This is a genomic window from Acetobacter tropicalis (assembly GCF_001580915.1).
Classification (GTDB): domain Bacteria; phylum Pseudomonadota; class Alphaproteobacteria; order Acetobacterales; family Acetobacteraceae; genus Acetobacter; species Acetobacter tropicalis.
On the sequence record NZ_LHZQ01000168.1, the window covers coordinates 1 to 18,872 of the forward strand.

Consider the following 18,872-nt stretch of genomic DNA (forward strand, 5'->3'; position numbering starts at 1 on the left):
GCACCGAGCACCGAGCACCGAGCACCGAGCACCGAGCACGCCCCTGCCGTGAGAGTTCCTGAGGCGCCAGTCACAAGAGCGTTAAAAAAACTCTGCAACCATTCCGGCTTGATCCTGTTGTTAAAAGCGAAATGTCCTGCAAAGCGGGATGAAAATCTATTTTAGACAGGAGAGTGCTCCATGGCGCAAACAACAGAAAATACGTTTCTGACAGACGTACAGACCCTGCGCGAACGGGCCCAGAAATCCATTGAGAAAGGTGCTGTCACCCCCACTTATGAAGGCGATGTGCAGACTGCCATTGATCTTTTGCAAACCGTAGTGGCAACCGAACTTGTGTGCGTGCTGCGCTACACCATGCATTCCATTTCTGTTGAAGGGCTGACCAGCGAGAGCGTTGCCGAAGAATTTGCAACGCATGCCAAGGAAGAACGCGCTCACATGCTGGCGGCAGCCAACCGCATTGACCAGCTTGGAGGCACCCCGAATTTTGACCCGGAAGGTCTGGCCACACGCTCCGCCAGTGAATACGGCAAAGGGGGCAATCTGGTAGAAATGGTGCGCCAGAATCTGGTAGCCGAGCGCCTTGTTATTGAGCACTACCGTGAACTGATCCGCTATTTTGGTGACAAGGACCCCACAACCCGTATCATGCTGGAACGGATTCTGGCCGAAGAAGAAGAACATGCGACAGACATGCATGATCTGTTGGTTGCGCATGAGGGCCGCCCTTTCCTGAAAGAATAACAGGACGACATTTTCAAACCCCGGTTTGTAAAATACGCAGTTGAAGACGGCAGTAAATTTTTGAGACCGGAAAGAGGGACTTGACCGTGCAATGATGGATTATTGCAAGACAAGCCCCACGCAACCGGCCTTAAAAAGACACTCCAAAACAAACCTGCCAGATTGTGCAAACTGCGTCTTGCATTCTCCATTTTATTATCAGGAATGAGTTGATTATTATGCCAACAAACGCAACAGAAGGCCGGGTTCAGGGCAAGGTTGCCGTTATTACCGGAGCAGCCCGTGGTATGGGCCGCGCCACTGCGGAACGCTTTGCGCGTGAAGGGGCAAAACTGGTTCTGAACGATCAGGACCAGGGCCCTCTGGATGATCTGGTGCAGCAGCTTGAAAATATCGGCGCACAAGCCATTGGAGTGGCTGGCGATGTCTCCAGTGAGGCCGATATCAAACGGCTTATGGAAGAAGCTGTCAGTACCTTTGGCGGCATTGATATTCTTGTGGCCAATGCGGGGATTATTCCGGAAGCTGATCTTGCCTCCGCCACAGTTGATTTGTGGGACCACACCATGGCGGTTGATGGCCGGGGAATGTTTTTAAGCTGCAAATACGCAGCCGCAGAAATGGTCAAAGCGGGCAAAGGCTCCATTGTCTGCCTGTCTTCCATTTCTGCCTTTGCGGGCCAGAAGGGACAGGCTGTTTATGGCCCTGCCAAATTTGTAGCGTCTGGCCTTACGAAGCATCTGGCCATTGACCTTGCCAGCCACGGTGTGCGCGTAAACGCCGTAGCCCCCGGCACGATTGATACCCCAGCCGTAGCTGGATTGGGGAAGGATGGTATTGAAAAGGTTGTTAGCATGCACCCGCTGGGCCGTATGGGAAAACCGGAAGAAGTTGCCAACGCCATTCTGTTTCTGGCATCAGATGAGGCCTCCTTCATCACAGGCGCGGTGTTGCCGGTAGATGGCGGGTATCTGGCGCAATAAGCCTGTCGCTACGCCAGCGTTTGCTGGTGCTATCAGCAGTTTGAAGTCTTCGCCGCCTACCCTGCTATCGCTACAGACAATTTCTGCTACCTCTCTCGCGCTGTTTCTGAAACGCAGGTGAGAGAGGGCACTTCAGGGGGCGGAGGCTGTCTGCTTCAGAAAATACGCGTAGGTCTGGCTGGACAGAGTATTCAGAACCTTGATTCCGGCCTGTTCATCGGGCAGGCCGGATGTCAGCACAACCAGAATATAGTGTCTGCCGTTGGGAAGCGTGACAATGGCGGCATCATTCCGCACGCCATGAACCCACCCCGTTTTGTGGGCCACAGGTGTTCCTGCGGGTAAACCGGGGGGGATGATATCATTGAACTTCTGGCCCAGCATGATCTGCACCATGCTCTGGCTTTGCGCTTTCCCCACAATCTGCCCGTTATCCAGCTTCTGCAAAAATGCGCCTAACCCGCGTGCTGAAACCTCGTTGCGGATACCTTGATCGTTCGCATCAAAATCTTCAATCATGCGCCCGAAAACAATACTGTTTAACCCTTGGGTTTTCACAACAGACCGGATAGGCATCACACCCAGTTTTTCAATCATCAGATTGGTGGCCAGATTACTGCTATACTGGATCATCACCCGCAGCAGTTCTGAAACGGGCACCGGCTTGCCTGCCTGCGCATAAAGCGGATCATAAGAATCCTCTTTCTGCTGCAAGGCAAAATTACCTGTGCCAACCAAAGAATGGAAGCGGTTATGGACCGTAATGGTCTCATCTGGCCGCAAGGTACCTTTTGCAAACGCATCATATGCTGCATCCAGCACAAACAGTTTAATGGTGCTGGCCGCATTGATCAGATCATCACAATTCAGACACACGACCGGCGCCTGACCACTAAGGGCCGCATAAATCGCAAAATGCCCTTTCTGACTCTCCACCATTCTGGCCACAGTTTGCGCCAATGGCTCCTGTGAAGGAGCAGGTTCTGCCCTGACCGGAGCACACAGCAGGGCTGCCTCCACAAGAAAAGTGCTGGCCAGAACAGCGTAACTCTTCAGATGTTTCATCCGCATTCCTCTGCTTTTAGTGGGGAGAACCGGAAACGCGGGGAGCCAATGTGCGGCCAAAAAACGTATCCATCCACATATAGGCCGTCAGCCAATCCTGCATGCGGAGGAAAGCATGGCGTTCATTGGGAAAGGCATGTTCCTCATACGGCACGCCCTGTTCGGACAACAATCTAGCGAGCAACGTGGATTGCTCAAATTCCACGTTATAATCATCATCTCCATGTACCAGTAGGACTGGCGCATGCCAGTGCGCTATATCCGCCGCGGGAGAGGACTGCCATTCCAGATCATGCGCCGCCTTGTTCTGGGCGGGAGAAAGGCCGAATTTATCGGGCCGTGTCATGTCATGCACGCCATGAAAATCCGCCCCGGCCGCAAAGACATCACTATTACGGGCAAGCGCCAGCGCAGTCAGATAACCGCCCCAGCTTCCACCCCATATGCCAATACGGGCAGGATCAACATCTGGCCGAGTTTTGAGATAGGTGGCTGCTGCCAGTACATCCCTGTATTCACTCGCTCCCTGCCGGCCAATGTCTGGTGCATTGCGAAATGCCTCCCCATACCCGGTGCCGCTACGGTAATTGACGGACAGCACCACATAGCCCTGCGCGGCCAGTGTCTGGTTCATGGCATAGGCGTTGGAATAATAGCCCATGCTGTTGAACGCAGGCAGCATCTGCCGGTGAGGCCCCCCATGCACAAACACCAATGCTGCACGGGGCGTTTTGGCATCACCCTCTGGCACAAACAACTGCCCGTGCACCTCTCCGCCATCCGTGCTCCGGAAAATAACGGTGCGGGGCGTCACAAAATGCGTATTTGCAGGCAGTTCTGGCACAACGGGCGTATGCTCCGTATGCCCCTGCGCCAACAGAACCGGGTGCGCTGTTTGCGTGGCGCTGGCGGCCATCACGCCCACGCTGCCGCCTGCAAGGGCGAGGTCTGTCTCCATCGCCTCACCCTGCGTCAGGCGCTGGGGTGCTGCGCCATCCAGCGTTTGCCGCCATGCATGCCAGGTATCAACATTGCCCGCATTACTGGTATAGAAAAGCGTTTTTCCATCAGCAGACAAACGATAGGATGAGACTTCAGCTTTGTCTGGCGTCAGACACTGTGGTGCGGCCGCCGTGGCTGTTTCCACACGACAGACACGCAGCCATCCGCTGCCTTCCCACGGGAAGAGCAGATGCGTGTTATCAGACCACAGCAGGCCACTGCCTTCTGGTGCAAAAAACCGTCCGCCATGCCCTGCAGGCGGTGTCCACACCACATGATCTGTGTTGGTGGCAAGATCATAAACATGCAGGTTCCAGAAGGCTGCTTTTGGCGGGCTCTGGTATGTAAGCGGCGTGTGCTCGCGCACAAACGCTACAAACCGGCCATCTGGAGAGAACGTCGGCAGGCTATCCTGCGCGAGTGCGGGAGCAAGGAACGCCATGGTCGCAGGTTTAAGACGCCACACGCCCACCAGCGCATGTGTGCCACGGTCAAGTGTGAACGCCAGCGCCGTACCATCCGGTGCCCATTGCAAAGAGGTCAGACTGCCGCGCACAGTCATGACTTCCTTTGCCGCACCACCAACAGGTGCCAGAAAGAGAGACCCTTTCTGCGTGAAGGCCAGCATCTGTCCATCTGGCGAGAAGGTGGGGTTCCAGCCCTCGCCCACCTGTATTTCTTTGCCGCCGTCCAACACCAGATGCACGGTTTGATGGGTACCAAAAGCAGAAAGATTGGGGTTGGGAGAGGGATCATCCGGATATTCCGGGTCTCCGCCCTCCACATAGGCCAAGGTTTTCCCGTTAGGAGAAAGAGCCAGGCCCCATAAATCTGTTCCATCATCCTGCGTAAAATGGGTCAGCGCCTTGGGTGCGCCAGTGGCATCTGCGGCCAGAATGTTGCGCACACCGTTGCGTTTTTCGACCCATGCAAACCGGTCAACCTTGCTAGCCCCCACCAGATCCGTTGCAAACGGCAGCGCCAGAAGGGCCTTGATCTGCTGGCGGGCTCCGGCTTCATCAAAAGGGCGTGCCTGCGCCGGGTGGATGCTGCAAAGCGCGCCTGCAAGCAGGGTAGCAGCCAGAGGAAAACAACGCATCACGGCTGCACTCCTGCCAACGCTGTGAAAATTTTCTCTTCTACACGTGAAAAAGACGAATACTGGCCGGGGCGCACCTGATCATAATCCGGAAAGCCATCAGCCGCGAACAGATACGCATCTCCATTTTGCGGATTATACCAGAAACCGGAATGCAGCCCGTACGCATCCCCCAGATGCCCGTGCAATCCGCCTTTGTAACCGGGATAAGGGCTATCAGGCTTTCCGTTGGTGTCTTTGGCACCTGTAAGCAGAAACAGGCTCAAACCGTAGGCACTTAACGGATATGGGCACTCGCCATTTTTGCCGTTAAACTGCCATGTAGGTGTTTCCATGGCCTCAATGCTCTGCGGGGCAAGCAGCCTGACACCATCCAACGTGCCCCGCTGGATCATGAATTGTGCCAAACGGGTTAAACCCTGCACGGAAATACGCAAGCCACCCTGCGGAGAAAATATGCTGCCGTTGCTTCCAATTTTGTAAGCCTGCAGGGAGTCTGCACTCCAACCCTTGAGCGGCTGGCTGTCCACTTTGGCCTTATAGCCTGTTGGCAAATGCTGATAAATTGTGGCCAGACGCTCCGGGTGTTCCAGTTCCGCCGCGTTGTAGCCGCCATCAATTTTCAGCGGTTCCAGCACATGGTGTTTCTGATACTGGTCAAACCGTTCTCCGCTGGCCCGCTCCATAATGGTGCCCACAAGCCCGTAGCAGAGATTGCAGTAGGTAAAATACGTGCCGGGTGCATGCCCGTCATGGTAGGAAAAATGATAGTCCTGACTGCCCGGTTTGTGTGTTTTATCAAAAAAACTGCTGGCCGTTTTATCGGGCGGCAGAACATAGACATCTGCATCCCGAATGGATGACGTATGGTTCAGCAGCATCCGCACGGTAATGGGCTTATTGGGAAAATCCGGATTGCGTAGCGGAAAACCAAGATACTCCGATGCATCATGATCCAGATTGATCTTGCCCTGCTCCACCAGTTCCATAAGCCCGATGGTGGTCACCACCTTGGAGATGGACGCGATACGGAACAGGGTTTCTTGCTCAACCGGAACAGTCTGTTCACCATCACGCCGCGCAAACCCGCCATAATACTGATAAACAGGCCGACCATTGTGCAATCTGACCGCCGCCAGCCCCGCCAGAGGCCGTGCTTCGGCCTGTGTCAGCACGGCATCCATGGTTTTGTCTGTCGGACTTTCCGCCAGTGCTGCCGTTGTGGACAGCGCGAGCACCAGAGTGGAACAGACAGCGTATTTCATGGTGTTTTTCCTTTTGGATACAACACGGCATGGTGTCTGGTTGCCGCCTGCACGGCACTTGCAGAAAACACCAGAGGCTGCATGGCCCCCTTCAGCCACGGCTGCAGGAAGTCTTCATAATGTCCGCTATCCGGCAAGGCGGACTGGCCCGGAAAATTGAGGAACAGGGAATGGTCCCACGCCCCGACATCACACACCATCAGATAACTGGCCCCACCTGTTACGGCATACGGGTTACGCCCCTGAGCCAGCGCTTTTTGTGAAAGATCAGGGTTATACCAGCGTGCCATAACGGTATAAGGGTCCCCGCCGCTCCGTGTTGTTTCTCCGCCTATGGGAAGAAACGCCTTGGCCACAGCCTCCACGGCATGAAGCGGATGTCGGAGTTGCAGCGTATGCAGCATGCCCCATTGCCAAGCGGCAGCCACTGGCCCCATACGGTCCCGCGCTTCCTCCACAGCCTGTTGAAAAGCTTTGACCAGCAGGGCATCCCGTGCGGATTCCGGTTTTTCACCGACTCTGCTGTCTGGTTTCTGAAGGAACGCCAGAAGCACGGACGCATTAAGCGGTTGTGGCAGAAGCGCGCGCAGATTTTCCGGCACCAGCGCTTGATAGAACAAGGTGTTCAGCCGTGTCCACCACACTTCATACAAAGCTGCTGCGGCACTTTTGGCTTCTACGCGGCCATCCCACCGCCGCAGCAGATCTGCTTCTGCACGGATATCAGCAGGCACATCCGGCAGTAGCTTCACGACGGAAAGCGCAAGGTGGGAAAGCGTGTCATGTTGCAAAGCCACACTCTGCGCCAGCGTGGCATGGGGTGACGCAGCAAGAACCTCTGCAACGCGATTGTACCGGTAAGGGTCTTTCCATTCATAACTGACGCAGCGCTGCTCGTACGGATAATCCGCAGGCAGGTTGAGTTCATTGGATGTTCCAAACCAGCCGCGTGCCGGGTTGAAGCTGTTCGGCAGCGCATCCAGCGGCTGAAGGCCTTTCCAGTCATACCGCCCATCACCCGGGGCGGGCATCAGCCCATCATAACCGCCTGAGCGCTCTGGCAGGCCACCGGCGGCCTGCCAGCCAATGTTGCCCGCCGTATCCGCATATGTAAAATTGGTCGGGCTGGTGTGAAGTTTTAAAGCTGCACGGAAACTCCTCCAGTCCTGCGCCAGATTGATGCCGATATTGGCCAACATGCCGTTAGCCCCCGGATACAGCCATGTGGCGGAGACTGCCACGGCTCTGTTCCGTGCCGCATCTTCTGAAACAACCGGCCCCTGCGCCGCGTAACGAAGTGTGACCGTGCGTGCGGCTTCACCGCGCACGGCAATGGTTGTTTCCGTGCGCTCCATCTCCAGCCAGCGTCCGTTATGAAAATAGCGGTCAGGATGAGACGGATGTGTGCGCAGAATGAACAGATCTTCCTGATCAATATGAAAGTTGGTTCGCCCAAAGGCGAAATGTGCCGTATGCCCCTGCATGACACCCGGCATACCCGCAGACCCACCCCCAATAACATCCAGCCCCGGTGCAGTTAAATGAATGACATGCCGTGGGCCCGGAGAACTGAAATTAAGATGCGGATCATTCGCTAAGATGGGCCGACCTGTTGCCGTACGCGTGGGGGCAATCACCCATGCGTTGCTGCCTTCATTGGCGCGCCGGTGGTCGCCCTCACTCTGGGGCGGCGGCCTATGCAGACCGGAAAGCGGCAGCCCATCCTGCAAAACACCAAACAGGCCCAGATCCTGTTCCGTTACAGCATGCACATCCAGCCCGTCTGGCACCTTGAGCTTATGCGCCGGACGCAGCGGCATGATGAGTGCATCATAATCCAGCGCGCCCTGTGCTGCCAGACGCGCACGCCGGATTTCGGCCTTGGTATTGCCGGTAGCCTCCGCCCGTATGCGGACCAGATCAAGAACATCCCACTGTAAAGGATGGTAGGAAAAAATGGTGAATTCTTCGGGGAGAGTCTGGCTTCTGGCGCTTGCCTGCTCAAGATAGGCATTGATACCCGCCACATAGGCGCGGGCGCTTGCCTGCACCATGGGCGGTAGGGCTGCAAACTCCGCCTGCGCATCCCCCCTGAACAGGAAAAGCCTGTTTGCGGTATCAGAGGGTACATAATCAGGACCGAATACTTCCGCCAGCCTGCCTATGGAACGCCGATAATCAAAATCAAGCTGCCACAGCCTGTCCCGGGCAATCAGATACCCGTTGGCAAAGAACGCATCCGGCACGGACGCCGCCCGCACATGCGGCACACCCCAATGATCTTCAAACACCTCCACCGGTGCATCCAGCCCCGCCAGCCCAACCATACGGGAAGGCGTTTCTGTACGGGCCAGAGCTCGGGCGGCACCTCCTACCAAACTGGCAGCAACACCCCCCAGTAGAAGATGGCGACGGGAAAGAGCGGTGGGGTGATGTGTCATGTTACGGTTGCATCCCTTCAACAAGGTCCCGGATTGTCAGCGCGGAGCCGCCGGAAAGCGTAAACCCCAAAGCACCATGCCCAACATTGAGAAGCAGATTACGCCATTGTGTCTGCCCCACAAGGGGAACACCCGTTGGCGTGGCTGGCCGCATACCTGCCCATGTCGCGGCGGAACTATACGGCCCGGCTGCCGGAAGTGTTTCCTGTGCCAGACGTTTCAGGGAGGCAATACGGCGCGGATCAAGCGTGGCATCCAGTGCGCCAATATCCACCATGGCGGCAATGCGCAGCCGCTGCCCCAGCCGCGCATACACCACGCGGTTATCATAATCTGTCACGCTTACATCAGGCAGAACTGCCGGATCAGCCCCCACGGTCAGGCTGTATCCTTTCAAACCGTAGAGCGGCAGGTTGATACCCAGAGGGTACGCCATGGCACGAGAAGAAAGCCCTGCGGCCAACACAACCACATCTGTCTGCTGGGGGATGCCATCCAGAAGAACGCGGCAACGGTCCGCGCCACTTGCCTCCAGTGTGGCATTACCTTTTACATGATGAAAATCCTTGCTTTTCTGCAAGCCTTTAAGAAGGGACTGACAGAACAGATAGCAATCAGCCACTTCATCATCAGGAGAAAAAATGCCTCCTGCCAGCACAGGGGCAAGGCCCGCAAATGCTGGCTCCACCCGCGCGCATTCTGCCGGGCTCAACACCTGCTCCTGCTGCGGGTTACTGACCGCTTTGGCCGCTTTGGAAAATTTGTGTGCGTTCCGATACACAACCAGTTTTCCGGGCTTCCGCCACAGAAAATCATCCAGCCCTTCCTGGCGCCACTGGTTCAGGGCCTGCTGGCCACGCAAGGCAAGTTTCAGAAGTCTGGCGGTATTGTTCCGGTTTGTTCGTGCATTACAGGCTAGCAGAAAATCTGCCAGCCACCGCCACTGGTGCCAGTCAAGCCGCAGTTTCAGCGAAATGGGGGATTCGGCACGGAACATCCATGAAAGCGCCTCCTGCGGCACCCCGGCATCCGCCAGAGGGCGCACATAACGATAGCTGAGTTGACCACCATTGCCAAAACTGGCCTGTTCGCCAACATGGTCCTCGCGCTCCACCAGCGTTACGCCATGGCCCGCCTGAATGAGGGCGTAAGCGGTTGTGAGGCCAATAACACCGCCCCCTACAACCGTGATTGTCCGCTTTGCAGGCATAAAAACCGCCAACCCCTTTCTAATGGTGAGCACGGGAGAGGCATGCGCAAACAACATGCTCCGAAGTGTTCCTTAGGAAAAATCTAAAAAGAGACACCTCTTCACACCATTTAAAAAATGCCGCCCCTCCATAACTTGAGGTTAACCCTGGCGGTATTCCTGCCTCTACGGCCCAGAAAGTGGCAGCCCCAACGCGTCTCCTACGGCTGTTGCAACATCATGCCGCAAATGCACCACACTGTGCCCACCATTGGGATGAACGCGGTTGGTTAGAATAAAAACATAACAGTCATTATCAGGGTCTATCCATAGGGATGTTCCGGTAAACCCGGTATGCCCGAAGGACGTGCGGGAAAGCCGGTCTCCCCGTGGTGTGGCATAAGGGGAAGCAATATCCCACCCAAAACCGCGCAGGCTTTTCTGGCCTGCAGGCTGCTGCGGGGTTGTCATGCACAGCAGCGTTGCGCGCGTAAGCGGAAAGGGGCTGGGTCGGCCAGCGCGCTTGTCCAGCAGGGCCTGCGCATAACGCGTCACATCATCCGCCGTGGAAAACAGGCCGGCATTGCCTGCCACGCCATCCATACGCCGGGCAGTGGGGTCATGCACAACGCCACGCAGCATGTGGCCATGTTCATCATATTGGGTGGGGGCAATACGCGCCTGTAGGGATGCTGGAGGCAAAAAGCCCGACTGCACCATATCCAAGGGAGCCAGAATATTCTTCTGTGCGTAAACGTTAAGCGTTTGCAGGGTTATTTTCTCAACCAGAAGGCCAAGAGCAATAAAATTGAGGTCACTGTAAATAAAACCGCTGCCTGGCGGCTGTTTGGGCACTGCCTGCATGACGCGCTCTGTGGCGGCGGCCTTGCCCCACCAATCCGGATGACGTGGTAGATCCGGTTGCAGGCCGGAAAAATGCGTGAGCAGCAAACGCACCGTAATCTGCTCCTTACCGCCCGCAGCAAACTGCGGAAGATAACGGGCGACGGGGGCATCCACATCCACCAGCCCTTTTTCCACAAGCTGCATCACGGCCAGCGCAGTGATCATGGGTTTGGTGAGGGAGGCCATGTCAAACACGGTGTCCCACGTCATGGCCTCGCACTGTGGTTCAAGGCTACGTGCGCCAAATACCCCGCGATGAATGAGGTGTCCGTGTTGGCCAACACCCCAGACTACGCCGGGACATTCCCCGTTGCTGATGGCCTGCTGTATCAGCGCATCTGCCTTTGCAAAGCGGTCAGCCTCACGCGGTATCTGGCAGGCAGCAAGCCCCCCTTGCGCAAGCAGAAGCGCAGAGCCTTGCAGCAGCCTGCGGCGGGAGAGAGCGGGCAAATGAACCTTCATTGATCGGAAACCTTGAGGGGATGCATGTCCTGCGCATCAAAACTGAAGTCAGACCCAACCACCTGCATGTGGAACCCTGTGACCTTGCCAGAAGTATCGCGCTCAAACTGCACGTAGCTGTCATCACTCGCGTCATTCGCGCGGTCCTGCCACTTGGCCACGAACAGATCATGAGGCAGGGCGGACAATGTGCCGGACAGGCCATTGGCCTTACTAAAACTCATCACAAGGGCGTTGTCTTTCAGAGAAAGACGGATATCCCCCCGCCAGGCATCATGATAAAGGCCGACATAGTCTTTCAGGTCTGACACCGGCAGGGAAATGAAGGGCCGCGCGGGGGAGCCCGGTCCGGTTGTGGATGCCTCTTTCGCGGCTTTCTCCTCCGCCTTTTTGGCGTCATCCTGCCAGTAGGAAACCCAATCCTCAGTTTTGCCGGTGGCAATAAGGGAGCTCATGGTCAGGGCGATGGAATAGGTTGCGTGGTGATCATCATGATTGGTGAGCACGACCAGGCCCGTATTCTTTTCCGGCAACATAGAAACATAACTGACCATGCCGCTGACCGTGCCGGTATGCCAGACACGCTTCAGGCCGAAAAAATCCTCCATGAACCAACCATAGCCATAAGCGCGGAAGTGGCTTTGTGTTTTGGTCGCACTATCAGGAAGAGGCAGCAGCGCATGAGGAGCCCATAGCGCATCCCGCTGAGCAAGACTGATGATTTTCCGGCCATCCACTGTCTGACCACCATTCATCAGGGTTTGCACCCATCGGTTCATGCCGTTCACGCTGCACCACACGCCGCCCGCAGGGGCCATGGCGACCGATTTGCGGGCTGCGCGATCAGGCAGCACACCATCGCTCCCCTGCCCTGCCGCAACATCTGTCTGGCCTTTAACCGGAAACGTGCTCTGGCATGCAGGAAGAGCGGCGGCATCAATCAGGTGGGTTTGCACATACTGCTCCCACGTCTGGCCGGAGATTTTTTCCACCAGCGCACCGGCCACCACATACAGCAGGTTGTTGTAGGCATAATCCGCACGGAAGCGGCCCGTAAACGGCATGTAGGGAAGAGCCGCCAGAACATCCTTGCGCGTGAAGGTGCTGTGGGAGAACAGCATCAGATCTCCAGCCCCCAGCCCCATGCCGCTGTGGTGGGTTAACAGATCACTCACCCGAAATTCCCGCGTGATCCATGGATCAGCCACGCGAAACTCCGGCATCACATCACTGACGCGATCGGTCCATTTCAGTTTGCCTTCATCCACAAGGGTGGCAAGGGCGGTTGCGGTAAATTCCTTGCTGTTGGAGCCGATGGCAAACAGGGTGGTGGCATCCACCTTTCCGCTTTTTTCGTCCTCAGCCTTGCGGCCATAGCCTTTTGCAAAAACAATTTTTCCATCATGGATCACGCCGACCGCAACACCGGGCACCTGAAACGCCTGCTGGGTCCGGCTGACAACATCATCAATCTGCTGTTCTGTCAGGCCATCAGGCAGGGTAACGGCATGGCCTGCCGCGCCGCATAACGCCATAAGCACGGCAGCCAGGGTACCGTGCCACAGGGCCGTGCCAGCATGGTGTTTTATTCTGTTTCGTGTGCGCGCCATTGTGATGAATGCCTGCTTATGACTCATGAGAAACAAAGAAAGGATAAAAATACCAAGAGCCAGAAACGGCTCCTGATATCAATAGCTATTGGAAAGGAATGAGAAAAATGTGTTCTTAAAAAGATCGTATTCTCAAAAAGGTCTCTTGAGAAACGGGCGCATGAGCCAGTCTGCAAGAAATGCTGCGGATAGAGGAGCATATCAGACCGTAACAGGGCTCATGCGCGATAGAAGGGTGTCTCCGGGTTCTTACTGAAGTTCAAACCGGATACCACCCCGGAACGTGCGCCCGAGCAGACTGCTATACGTGCTATCAGCAGCCAAACCGCTTTCTGGCACAAGAACAGGCTTGGAGTTGGCCAAGTTTGTTACGTTCAGGAAAACCTGCATATTTCCAAAGTTCTGATACTTCAGTTTATACGTGAAGTTCATATCGAAATAGAACGTCCCTTTAACACTGTTTCTGTCTATGGTCGGGAAATAGGCATTATAGGCCGGGCATCCTGTTGCGCACTGCACATAGCTGTTGGAATAGTTCCCTGCACTGATACCGCGTGCAATGGCCGTAACACTGAAGCTGGGCAGGCTATAGGTAGCGGAAAAACGGTAGATCCACTTAGGCGGGCCAGACGTGATATCACCCGCAGTATTAATAGCCGGGCTCAAGCCTGAATCTGCTACATACTTAAGATAGTTGCTGGCCTGACCGTGGACTGTCAGAACGCCCGGCACTTTAGCGAAAATACGGCGTACCGGCAGCCTGTAGCTTGCATCAATATCAATGCCGCTTGTGGTGATCTTGCTGAAATTGAACGGACTTGCCTGAACATAGAGATCACGGTTGCCGGAAGAATCTGGGCTGACGGCAGAGCAGAAACTCTGATCACCCTGGTAACACTGATCAAGAATATCCTGCGAATAGAACTGCTGGATGGCGTCTTTCAGCTTGATATGAAACCAGTCAACCGAGATGGACAGGCCTGGCGCGAAACGCGGCGTGATAACTGACCCTACAACGGTGGAGTTTGCTTTTTCAGGTTTCAGTTTGCTGTTGCCGGTTGTCATTTCCAGCACGGTGTCCGTCCCACCCGTCCATGGGTCCAGAACAGATGTGGTGCGGGATGTGCCGCCTTGGTACAGTTCGTTTATGTTCGGCGCTCTCACGTCACGCGACTGGGTGGCACGGAACAGAACATCCTGAACTGGCTGCCATGTTCCCCCTATTTTCCAAGTTGTCACATAGCCGGATGTGGAATAATCGGTCCCGCGTACGGCACCATTGAAGGCGAGCCCTTTTGCCAGCGGCACTTCCGTTTCAAGGTAAGCTTCTTTGACGTTGTAGCCGCCATTTGTTGGCAGGAAATTGCCGACAGACCAGCCAGAGCGATACTCCGAAGGCACATAGCCGGACGCTCTTTCGTCTCGGTATTCTCCGCCGACGGCAACGTTGACATCCCCGGCCCAGGTTGCAAACGGAGTCATGGACAGGTTGACGCCTGAAACAATTTCCCGAAACTTTTCGTCACGGTACGGATCGCCCAATGCATAATCAATGGCGTCGGACGAGATAACGCCTGTTCCCAACCAATCAATTGGTGAGCACCCATTACCGGGGTCAGTCAGCGTTGAGCGGCAGACAACATTCCCTGAGGGTGAGCGTACAGCATCAGTCGCTTTTTTGATCTTGGCGTTGTTCATCACGTTATAGATCTGCTCGTGCGTGCGTGTTGCGCTGTATTGCGCATAGGCACTCCACGAAGCCCGTTTGCCGAACATTTCAAAATTGCCTTCACCGCCAAACGTATAACGCTGCACGTTGCGCCTGTTATCCGTCTTTCGGTAAGGCATGTCATGAGCGGTGGTGCCCAGAGTTGCGGATGAAACATTTTTCAGTGCATCAGCGCCCAATGCATCCACCAGATAAGCATTGTCGCCCGTCAGGTTGACGGATGTCATATATTGGGGGCCAGCGTTGTAGATGTACTCGCTCTCGTTATACGCGCCTTCAGCGTAGAGGGTCATCCAGGGCGCGACATCATAGCTCAGGCGGCCAAAAAGGTTTTTCCGGTCACTGCCTGGCTGGAGGCCAATATTCCGCCCGTTATCGGCCAGGGCATAATCGCCCCCGATGGATGTTGTCGAGGTGCTGAGAGACCCATAATTGTAGTGATTAACGCTGCCGCCCTGTCCAAAATAAATTCCCTTCAGAGAATTTGCTACGGCGCCGGTTGAGGAGTTGATAATGCCACCGGGAAGCGCATTATTGGTGCCACCCGGTCCACGCACCATATAATAGGGCTGTCCATTTCCTGCGGCGTAGTCAGGATTTCGCAGAATTCGGTTGCCGTTTTCGTTCCACTTGCGCGTTACGCTGTAAATGCCATCTTCATGCGCGTAATCACCGCTCAGCAGAACGTGGCCTTTATCATGAGCAAAGCCAAAGCCGCCTGCAATGGAGGTAGAATAGTTGACCCCATCCCCATAGGTGGAAATACCGGAATCAGCATTAATTTTCAGGCCGGTGTAGGTCTTGTCGAGCACAAAGTTGGTCACGCCCGCGACCGCATCAGACCCATACTGGGCAGAGGCCCCTCCTGTGACAACATCCACCCGTTTTACAAGCTGCTGCGGAAGGGTATTGATATCAACAAGGCCCGTAATTGTGGAAGGCGCGGTACGCCGCCCATCCAGCAGAACCAGAGACCGCACAGCCCCCAGGTTTCTCAGGTTAAGTGCATTGACACCCGCCGTTCCACCGCTAAGAGCCAAACGTGAGTTCTGGGGCGTCTGGCTACCGGCAAACTGCGGAAGCTGATTGACCAGATCCGCCAGATTGTTGGTAGGAGACTGATTGGCAATATCACTCTGCGTCAATGTGCTGACAGGTGTGGGTGACTTCGCGTGCGGGTTGGCAATGCGGCTACCGGTAACCGTAAGGACCTCATCATTGGTGCTTTTTTTAGCAGAAGATGGTTTTGTTTTTGCAGCTACATGCGAGGCATGCTTGTTTTTTGACTTCGTAGCCTGCAAATCTGCCGCGGACTCAGCATAGGCTGTATCCGTAAAGGGCACCACCGTTCCCGATGAAAGCGCCACGAAGAAGAATAAAAAACTTCGCTTTCTTGCATAAGCCGTCATGATTTTTCTTCCTACGGTCTGGCCTGGGGGCATTTTCTGTTTCGGTATAGCATCAATATGTCTTATTTAATTTTTTGTGTCGATTTTAAAACTATTTTTACCCATTAACCTTAGGTTATCACTAGAGTATCTTCTGTTTTCGATCATAACCCCCAGACAGTTATCCGTCTTTTTTACTCTATTTTATTTTAATCAATCATAATATTTATAAATATAAATAGAATATTTTATTTATATTTTGGTTGTAAAAATATCAGAATACTCGAAACCTAACGTATTAAATATTGGTCACAATATAACACACCCACTTACACTGCGCGTTCCTCATTCCGCCTTACTCTGCGGTTTTTGCTGGCTTCCGGGCCGGACCGCCCGGACCTATTTTGCCTCTCTCTTGAGAAGAGCCTGATTATTTTGTGATGTATGAAAAAACCGTAACGCTGACCATTACGGTTTTTTTATGATTTATCTCCGGCGAGATAAAGTGTGCCTCTACCCCGCAAAACGGCTACAGCTTGATGAAGATGCGCCTACGGTAGAACGCATAAAGCGGTATAAAAACAATAATCAGGAAAAAGCATGAGAACAGAAAGGACGTGAGCGGCGAAGACAGATGCCCCGCCAGAAGAGCATGATACAGCGCTCCCTGTAGAGAGGGAGCCCCCGCCAGAGGCGATGGCAGCAAAGGAAGCGTTTTTGCCACGAACCCGGAAAACAGGAAGGCGAACACAGCATTCATGCCGAATATCTGAAAAAATGTGCCCACCGAGCGTATAGCTGCGCTTCTCTCCTGTAACATGAAGATATCAAAAATAGCGTCACACACAGCCAGGCAGCACAATGCCGCGCCGGAAGACACAAGCATGAAAGAACTGGTCCATAAGGATTTGTTGAGCGGAAAAAACGCTCCCCACAACAGCCCCAGCAAAATACTCGCCACGCCAGCCACCACAAAAAGCATGGGCCGGCGCGCGGCGGGTATATCCTTCCTTCTAAAAATCTGCCCCGCCAGAACCCCGGACAAAGTGCTGGCAATAGCCGGAAATGTGCTTAACAGTCCTTCCGGGTCCCATGTTTGTTCATACAGAACGCCGGTGTGCAACCATGTCTTGCACCACGCAGAAACCTGGCGGTCCAGCCAGGCGGCCATGTTACTGGCAGGATCAAGGAAGGGGAAATCCTGCCCCGGCCACCCCAGACCAGGCACTGGAAGCGCATACAGAATGCCCCAGTAAGCAAGCAGAATAAAACCAATAACAGCTAGAAGAAAACCGGCGTTGCGTGACCAGAGATAAAGGCTGGCGGCGGCCACATAGCACAGGGCAATGCGCGTCAGGACACCAAAAAACCGTAGATGACCAAAGTGAAAAAAAGGATACAGACTAAGCAGAAGCTTTAGCCCCACAAGAGCCACCCCTCGCCAGACAATGTGAACCATTAACTGGCGGCGCTGCGCCCCTTCCTTTAACCGTCTGTCAAACGAAAAGGGAATGACGCATCCCATTAGAAACAGAAAGAACGGAAAAACAAGATCTGCAGGCGTGCAGCCATTCCATGCTGCATGCTCCAGAGGAGGCCAGACCTTGTTCCAATCCCCCGGATTATTGACAATGATCATGAACGCAACAGTTACGCCACGCAGGATGTCAATGGAGACAATGCGTTTTGGGGACGAAGACCGTACTGCCTTCGCCCGTGTCTGCCCCCTAGAAATGGACCTGAGCTTTCAGATAAACATAGCGCCCAGCGTAATCATACATACCCGGTGAGGTGTTATAGTCTCCGTTGGCGTAGAAGTTTGGATCACGGCCACCAAGGTTTTTCACACCTGCTGTAATGTTATACATGTCTCCACGATAGGTCAGCATCAGATCATGATACCAGGCCTGATTGGTTTTCCACCATTCCGATACGGTAGGCCCATAGGAGGTGTTGGGATAATACGTGAACCCGTCAATAAACCGGATCATGTAGGTCAGGCTCCAGCGGCCATGGGTAAAGGTTGCTGACCCATTTGCCACCCATTTTGGAACACCCGCATCCGTGCCCAGATAAGAGATGAGAGGCTGCCCATCCTGACTCTGCATTTTGTAGGACATGATGTCCTGAATATCAGCGCCGAATGACAATCCATTGTTGTAGTCAATCGGAACCTGATAGGACGCGTTGATATCCAGACCGTCTTCAATAAACGCCCCCGTGTTTTCATGCAGGCGGGCCACAGGATACAACTGTCCGTTCACATCACGCCCATTCAGAATGGAGCAATAGCTGCTGGAGAGATTTGGGCTTTCATAACACCCGTTCAGCTCGGTTGGCAGAGACGGATAGCCAATGGTTTCCGTAATGTGCGTGTGGAAATAATCCACCGTTGCCGTCAGGCCCGGAATAAACCGGGGCGTGAAGATGGAGCCTATTGTGTAGGTTCGTGAAATTTCGGGTTTGAGATGAATATTTCCACCCGTTTCATATTTCAAAGAACCGTTTGTCTGCTTGAATGTATCAGGATTAATCCCTTGAGAACGGCAGTTGTTGGCGATAACGCCCTGCACGGACGAGGGATAGGTAGAAATATAGGCACAAGGATCACGCGTACCGGTCAAGCTAATAACTTTTGCTCTGTAGAGATCCTGAATGGTGGGGGCGCGAAAGCCGGTGGCAATATTAACGCGAAATTTGATATCATCCGTTGGGGCGTAAATGAGGCCAGCATGCCAGTTATACGCCTGCCCGAAGGTGTTATAGTTTGAAAAACGCCCGGATACTTCAGCATTCAGCGCCTTGACAGCCGGGAGATTGCGCAACAGCGGAATACTTAATTCCCCAAACACTTCCGTGACATTATAGCCGCCGCCGGTATCCCCACGGACCTGGTTTGAGTTCAAACCAGCCTGATCCTGCCAAGAAGAATGCCAATAGCCATCCAGACCACGATGTTCGACACCCAATGCTATCCCCAGCGGGC

At 54.4% G+C, this 18,872-nt stretch carries 12 protein-coding genes; 2 read left to right on the forward strand and 10 right to left on the reverse strand.

Annotated features, from left to right (window positions below; genetic code table 11):
* The first annotated feature begins 180 nt into the window (after positions 1 to 180).
* Positions 181 to 747 carry a ferritin-like domain-containing protein gene (locus tag AD944_RS03420; protein ID WP_045541734.1) on the forward strand — a complete coding sequence of 189 codons (567 nt, stop codon included), beginning with the start codon at positions 181 to 183 and terminating at the stop codon, positions 745 to 747.
* A 218-nt stretch (positions 748 to 965) separates the two neighbouring features.
* Positions 966 to 1,730, forward strand: coding sequence for an SDR family NAD(P)-dependent oxidoreductase (locus AD944_RS03425; RefSeq protein WP_006560457.1), 765 nt, complete (start codon positions 966 to 968; stop codon positions 1,728 to 1,730).
* A gap of 132 nt (positions 1,731 to 1,862) precedes the next feature.
* Here AD944_RS03425 and AD944_RS03430 read toward each other — a convergent pair whose 3' ends face one another.
* From AD944_RS03430 to AD944_RS03475, 10 genes are all read right to left on the reverse strand, one after another.
* Positions 1,863 to 2,795, reverse strand: coding sequence for a serine hydrolase (locus AD944_RS03430; RefSeq protein WP_236709156.1), 933 nt, complete (start codon positions 2,793 to 2,795; stop codon positions 1,863 to 1,865).
* A 16-nt stretch (positions 2,796 to 2,811) separates the two neighbouring features.
* Positions 2,812 to 4,896 (reverse strand): S9 family peptidase, encoded by a 2,085-nt coding sequence (locus AD944_RS03435; protein WP_236709159.1) that lies wholly within the window; start codon positions 4,894 to 4,896, stop codon positions 2,812 to 2,814.
* The gene (locus tag AD944_RS03440; RefSeq protein ID WP_045541737.1) at positions 4,896 to 6,161 is read right to left on the reverse strand and encodes a serine hydrolase domain-containing protein; all 1,266 of its coding nucleotides are present in this window, start codon (positions 6,159 to 6,161) and stop codon (positions 4,896 to 4,898) included. The genes AD944_RS03435 and AD944_RS03440 overlap by 1 nt, the downstream gene beginning before the upstream one ends.
* Positions 6,158 to 8,602 carry a penicillin acylase family protein gene (locus AD944_RS03445; protein ID WP_045541738.1) on the reverse strand — a complete coding sequence of 815 codons (2,445 nt, stop codon included), beginning with the start codon at positions 8,600 to 8,602 and terminating at the stop codon, positions 6,158 to 6,160. The genes AD944_RS03440 and AD944_RS03445 overlap by 4 nt, the downstream gene beginning before the upstream one ends.
* A 1-nt stretch (position 8,603) precedes the next feature.
* On the reverse strand, positions 8,604 to 9,869 hold the full coding sequence (locus tag AD944_RS03450) for an FAD-dependent oxidoreductase (RefSeq protein ID WP_236709157.1): 1,266 nt from the start codon (positions 9,867 to 9,869) through the stop codon (positions 8,604 to 8,606).
* A 108-nt stretch (positions 9,870 to 9,977) separates the two neighbouring features.
* Entirely contained in the window at positions 9,978 to 11,159 is a 1,182-nt protein-coding gene (locus tag AD944_RS03455) for a serine hydrolase domain-containing protein (protein ID WP_052427112.1), read from the reverse strand.
* Positions 11,156 to 12,769: a serine hydrolase gene (locus tag AD944_RS03460; protein WP_236709158.1), complete on the reverse strand. Its 1,614-nt coding sequence runs from the start codon at positions 12,767 to 12,769 to the stop codon at positions 11,156 to 11,158. Before AD944_RS03460 ends, AD944_RS03455 begins: the two co-directional genes overlap by 4 nt.
* Positions 12,770 to 13,018: 249 nt before the next feature.
* Positions 13,019 to 15,907 (reverse strand): TonB-dependent receptor plug domain-containing protein, encoded by a 2,889-nt coding sequence (locus tag AD944_RS03465; RefSeq protein ID WP_045541739.1) that lies wholly within the window; start codon positions 15,905 to 15,907, stop codon positions 13,019 to 13,021.
* A gap of 508 nt (positions 15,908 to 16,415) precedes the next feature.
* The gene (locus tag AD944_RS03470; RefSeq protein WP_045542663.1) at positions 16,416 to 17,621 is read right to left on the reverse strand and encodes an acyltransferase family protein; all 1,206 of its coding nucleotides are present in this window, start codon (positions 17,619 to 17,621) and stop codon (positions 16,416 to 16,418) included.
* The coding region (locus AD944_RS03475) for a TonB-dependent receptor domain-containing protein (RefSeq protein ID WP_156477246.1) at positions 17,614 to 18,872 on the reverse strand (1,259 nt) is incomplete at its 5' end. The genes AD944_RS03475 and AD944_RS03470, both read right to left, overlap by 8 nt.